Here is a 6,000-nt window from a genome sequence, read left to right on the forward strand (position 1 = left end):
TCAGTTTTGCAGAAGATCTGATCATTGTTATTGTGGATGCGGAGTAATGCCGGTGTTCGAGGGGTGCAAAATGGCGCGGAGACTTCCAGGCGAGGGTGACAAGAAATTTTTGGTTTATGCAGGTACAGGTACGGACCTGATTTTTAATCACGGTATCGAGCTTCCGGGTTTTGCGTCGTTTCCCTTGCTGGAGAAGCCTGACACCCGGGCTGTTCTGGCCGGACAAATGCAAGCGCTCGTGCAATTGGCCGGCGATATGGGTGTTGGGTGCATTCTCGACGCACCGACATGGATGGCCAATGCCGACCGTGCTGCACCTTTGGGCTACGATGCTGAACGTCTTCGTGAGGTAAACAAGGATGGTGTCGCACTGATGGAGGAGGTGCGCAATGCCTCTGGGCGGGATGACGTTTTGGTTTCCGCCTGCGTTGGCCCAAGATACGATCCTTACGCTGACATCCCACCCATGACAGTTGAACAGGCGCGCAGCTACCACAGTGTGCAACTCGCTGTTCTGAAAGAAACCAGTGTTGATCTGGTGACCGCGTACACGTTCAACCGCCTAAGCGAGGCTGCTGGCTGTGTTCTGGCTGCAAGAGATATTGGTTTACCCATCATTTTGTCATTGGTCGTCGAAACCGATGGCTGTTTGGCTGACGGCACAAAACTTGTTGATGCCATAGACCAGATCGAAGCAGAAACAGACGGCGCAGCTCTGTTCCACATGGTCAACTGCGCACACCCGACGCACTTTGCCGACGCGCTCAACGCGCATCCAAGGCTCAAAGGTGTTGTTGCCAATGCATCAAGTTGTTCGCACGCAGAATTGGATGAGGCCGATACCTTGGATGAAGGAGATCCCGCGCAGCTCGGCCAAGAAATTGCGGATGTCCTGCGGGAAAACCCGTCTATCAGGGTGTTTGGCGGTTGCTGCGGTACGGATATGCGACACCTGAGGGAAATGGCTTTGGAGGTAGGTCGCAGATAGCGCTGCTATTTTACTTACGGCGGCATATCACCGTATGCGTGAAGCTTGATGATAGGCTTTAACGGGAAAATCAGTGATCAGAGAAGTAATTCCGATAAAATGCAGGCGAAGCGTCAAGACAGGTGCTTGATTTTGCTTTGATAGACCGTGGACCGAACGTGTACTACGGTCTCGATCACGCAACTCAATTTGAGAAGCTCAACTGATACATTCAGGATGGAGACTGACGATGTTTGCCTCGAGGATGAAAAGCTTTCGCACTCATATGCAAGAAGCCGGAATCGACGTTGCTCTCATCACCGATGACGACAACGTTTATTATCTGACAGGCTATTATGACTACCTCCATATGGAGTTCGGACGCCCAACCATTCTGGTTGTGCACAGGTCTGGCGAAAGCCTGCTGATCACGCCGACAATAGACCTGAACGCGGCACGTTCGGCGGCTCATGTTGATCGTATCGCGGCCTGGAATGACGGTATGGGTGAAGAGTGGCGGCTGGAGTTACCCAAAGCGGTCAAGACTGCAAAGCGTGTTGGTATCGAGCCTGATCATATGCCACCAGTTGTGCGGGCATACCTGGATACGTTGGTCCCGGTGGAAAATCTGCTCAGTGCCACACCGATATTGGCTGAAATGCGAATGATAAAATCCGCCCAGGAACTTCAATTGGCCCGGCATGCCGGGCAAGTTGCAAGCGCTATGATGGACGCCGGCCGCAACGCCATTGCAGATGGAGTGCCGGAATTCGAAGTTGCGCTTGCCACGTCCCGGGCCGGAACACGAAAGGCCGCGGAGCTTTTAGTGGCGCATTACGATGACGCGGATATGTCGCCCAACACTCATTTTCTGCAAATAATGGCGTCGGGCGATACCATCACCAAAACCCATCATCGCGCCTCAACCCGGATTATGAAACGGGGCGAACCGGTGTTTTTGTGCTTTTGCGGTATGACCAATTTTCACCGCTTCAAACTTGGCTTTGACCGCACCTTTTGGATCGGTGAGATGGCGGATAAACAACAAGAGCATATCTATGAGGTTGCTGTAGCAAGTCAGGCCGCCGCACTGGCTGAGCTGCGCCCAGGTGTGACCGCCGAAAGTGTCCATGCGGCCTATGCCGAGGTTATACAGGGGGCGGGGTTTGAATACCCGTTCCGGTGTGGCCGTGCGACTGGCTATAGCTTTTTGGAAAAGCCGCAGTTGGTCACCGGCGACACGACAGTATTGCAGCCAGGGATGGTTTTCGCTGTTGATGGTTCAGTATCAGTCGATACATTTCGTGCGCAGGTCGGCGACAGTTTCATAATCACCGAAGATGGCTGGGAAGCAATAACAGAACATCCAAAGTCCTTGGATGCAGTTATCCTTTGACTTTCCAACCAGCGCCGTCTTTTGAATGCACTTACACAGCGAATGGTCGAGATGGCGAGCCGGGCCTCAACATTTTGAAAATTTTACTCCACGATCTCGCGATTACGTTGCATCTTTAGACATCCGAAACGCGAATGGGTGCGCGAAGTTGGAAGGATAATCGGCACCTTCGAAAGTGCAGTTTCAGAGGGGAATAAGCTACTTTGGGACCCGGCGATTGGAATGTATAACTGACAGGGCATTGGAGAAAAAGGCGTAGCGGAAAACTTACGTTAACAGCCATTGCTCGATTGGGGGGTAGAGGGAAAATGAGTGCCGATACTGAATCCTACCAAGGAATCTGCTATTGCGGCGCATGTAGTGTTTCGACCGCCGGTAAGCCGATGGTCATGGCGTACTGTCATTGCCACTCTTGCAGAAAATGGCATTCGGCGCCGGTTAATGCATGGTGTCTCTGGTCGGCAGACAATGTCTCGTTGTCGGGACCGACGGTTCAATCGGACAAGAATGATGAAAGCCGTCGTGTTTCCTGTGGTAAATGCGGGGGTGCATTGGTGAATATCAAACCCGGTAAGGACATCGTCGCGGTTTACGCGATGTCGCTGGCCGAATCCGCGTTGAGCTTTGAGCCAACCTTTCACATCTTCTATGGCGAACGTGTTTTCGACATGGCCGACGGCCTGCCGAAGTGGAAGACGGTTCCGACATCGTTCGGAGGGGATGGTGTCGCTATGCCCGAACCAGACAAAACCGGTTGGATTTCCTTGAACACGCGAGCCCAAGGGTGAAGCGCAAACTTACCTCGATCTTGGCTGCCGACATTGTCGGCTTCTCGCGGCTTGTGGAAGCTGCCGAGGAAGCCACACTGGCGCGTCAGAAAGAACTGCGCCTGTCCGTGTTCGACCCCGGCATCAAGCAGGCTGGGGGTAAGATCATCAAGTCGACAGGCGATGGATTTCTGGCCGAATTTTCAAGCGTTGTGGAAGCGGTGCGGTTCGCGATAGCGGCGCAAGAAGCGGTTCGCGCAGAGGAAGAATCCGTGCCTCAAGATCGGCAGATCAGTTACCGCATGGGCCTTCACATAGGCGATGTGGTTGTGGATGACGGTGATATCTATGGCGACGGTGTGAATCTTGCCGCTCGCTTAGAAGGTGCTGCCCCAACGGGCGGGATTTGCATCTCCGCTGCCGTCCGTGACCAGATCGTTGGCGTAATGGACGAGCTGTTCGCTGATGTCGGTGAATTGACATTAAAAAACATCTCGCGCCCGATCCGCGCCTTTGTTTGGCCCCCGGACCAAGATGGTGCGCAGGACAGTGTCAGCACACCACCCATCGGTGGTACATCCAGGAAACCGACCATAGCCCTCGCGGCATTCGAAGCCCTTGGCAGCAATGATGATGCCAAGATGCTGGCAGAAGCCTGCAATCACACGGTAGAGGCGGCGCTTGCCAATCTTACAGGGTTGGATCTGATCGCGCTCGAGGCGGGCCCGGACCATATCGCCACCGCTGTGTTTCAGGCGTCCGGCAACCAGGTCCGCGCAACACTTAAATTGCGCGAAACGAGCACGTCAGCAACCTATCTGACCCAACGGATGAACGGTGATCTTTCCGACCCTTTCGCGGCAGAAGATCTGTTGTCAGGGGAAATCGCGACAACGATCCGATATGGAATACTGCAACGAATTGCTGAGCACGCAGCTGAGACAGAGACAAACGACCCCGAGGCAATGCTGAATCTTGCGGGGCACTACATGATGGGATCGCAGCCTGAAGAATGGGAGGCTGCGGGCCGTCTGTTGGACAGGATCCTGACACTCCAGCCACGCAATTTTATGGCCGTTGGGATGAAGGCGAACACGTTGATCGGCGAATTGGTATGGGGTTACCGTCCGATACATCCGGAGGATATCGAAGCGGCCGACGCCGGGTTGAGCAAGGCGGTATCGTTGAATGATCAAAGCGACTACTTGCACCTGATCCGGGGGATTTTTCACTACGGTGTTACTGGCGATCTGGATGCGGCGGTGCGGTGTGTTGAACGTGGGTTCGAAATCAGTCCGCAGTTTGCCCAGGGACATATGGTACTGGGCTGGATTCAGAACCTGATGGGCCAACCAGAGTTAGCGCTGAACTCCATCAAAAAGGGGTCATTTTCTCTGGCCAAGAACCGGATATATCACCGTGTCCCACAAGCGTTGGCCCAGACATATCTGGTTATGGGCGACTTCGAGAATGCCATCGCCAATGCCAACCGGGCTCTACAAAACTCGCCGGGGTTGCCGGTCGCACAATTATATCTTGCCAGCGCGGCTGGTCAGGCTGGATTACCTGATCAAGGAGTAAGGGCGCGGGAGGCCCTATTGGCGTCAGATCCGGACTTCCGGATTAGCGGCGTGCGCAGGTTCCATTTTCAGGACCCCACACGTTGGGGCGCAATCCTGGATGGGCTTCGCGCGTTGGGGCTGCCCGAGTAAGCTCTCTCGGGAAATTTTGTGTTGAAGTGAGCTAACATCAATCCCCGAGGGGGACATTATGCACAACAAAGTAATGGCCGTTTTTGTTTTACTCGTGAGTTCAGGGCAGGCAATCGCCCTTGATTGTGGTGACAAAACAAAGTCGTGCAAAATTGAAACCGGAGAATATCATATCGTCCTTCCGGACGATTGGCAGGGTGGACCTGCTGTGATGCACCTGCACGGTTATGGGGGTACAGGTGAGAAGATTGTAGGGAACACGGCGTTTGTTGAAGAATTTACCAAGCGAGGATACGCATTTATCGCGCCGACCGCGCTCCCTTGGTTGGATGGTAAACCCACCGACTGGTCTGTTCGAGACGGTTGGAACACCTACCCCCGCTCTGACGTAAGGTTTCTCCGTGAAGTTTTGGCTGACGCTGCCCTTCATGCAAACGTGAATGTGGGCCGGGTTTTGCTGACAGGGTTTTCCAGAGGCGGATCAATGGTCTGGGAAGTTGCTTGTAATGCACCGGATTTGGCTCTTGGTTACGCGCCGGCGTCCGGTGGTTTCTGGCTCCCGGCGACCGAAGATTGTCTAAAGCCGGTACACTTGCTCCATACCCACGGGTTTGCCGACAAAGTTGTTCCGCTTGAAGGTCGCGCAATACACAGCGAGGAGTTTGACGTTACCATCACGCAAGCAGATATCTGGCAAGGCCTGTCGATGTGGCGGCAAGAAAACAAATGCCCACCCAATGCTGCACACCACGAAATGACCGAAGGTCTGTGGCGCAAACGCTGGAACTGTGAATACGGTAGTCTCGAAATCATTCTGCACGACGGAGGGCACGGTTACCCAAAAGGATGGAGCTCCATAGCGCTTGATTGGTTTGAAAGTCTGGAAAACTGACGCACCATCAATTCCAATGAAATTTGGTTTTGCCACGGTGAGACCTAGAAGAGCTTGTGGGTCGCTCGGCTGGCCAAAAGGCACGTCTTCTAGATTTTAGTTAGAAATGCAGAGCGGATAGCTGTTTTCATGGCATCCAATGGCCCGGTTTCCTGTGAACCGGCTGCCGCCATCACTAGGGTCAGGATGCATTGATTTCGGCAGCGCTGCGTGATTCACGAGCTGGAAAACGGAGCGGTGATATGAGCGACCTTTTCTGGCTGAAC

Annotated in this window: 5 protein-coding genes; all 5 read left to right on the forward strand. The window is 53.8% G+C overall.

The window, feature by feature from the left end:
* Window positions 1-70 precede the first annotated feature (70 nt).
* The 5 genes from ACR0AY_RS19620 (at window position 71) to ACR0AY_RS19640 (ending at window position 5,734) form a co-directional block, all read left to right on the forward strand.
* Entirely contained in the window at window positions 71-988 is a 918-nt protein-coding gene (locus ACR0AY_RS19620; RefSeq protein WP_480454518.1) for a homocysteine S-methyltransferase family protein, read from the forward strand.
* A gap of 244 nt (window positions 989-1,232) precedes the next feature.
* A complete protein-coding gene (locus tag ACR0AY_RS19625; protein WP_480454519.1) occupies window positions 1,233-2,363 on the forward strand; it encodes a M24 family metallopeptidase in 1,131 nt (376 codons plus the stop codon).
* 308 nt (window positions 2,364-2,671) lie between these two features.
* The gene (locus tag ACR0AY_RS19630) at window positions 2,672-3,151 is read left to right on the forward strand and encodes a GFA family protein (RefSeq protein WP_170515578.1); all 480 of its coding nucleotides are present in this window, start codon (window positions 2,672-2,674) and stop codon (window positions 3,149-3,151) included.
* A complete protein-coding gene (locus tag ACR0AY_RS19635) occupies window positions 3,148-4,842 on the forward strand; it encodes an adenylate/guanylate cyclase domain-containing protein (protein ID WP_170515576.1) in 1,695 nt (564 codons plus the stop codon). The genes ACR0AY_RS19630 and ACR0AY_RS19635 overlap by 4 nt, the downstream gene beginning before the upstream one ends.
* A 58-nt stretch (window positions 4,843-4,900) precedes the next feature.
* Window positions 4,901-5,734, forward strand: coding sequence for an alpha/beta hydrolase family protein (locus ACR0AY_RS19640; RefSeq protein WP_170515572.1), 834 nt, complete (start codon window positions 4,901-4,903; stop codon window positions 5,732-5,734).
* Window positions 5,735-6,000 lie beyond the last annotated feature (266 nt).

Source organism: Ruegeria sp. A5, from assembly GCF_056543005.1.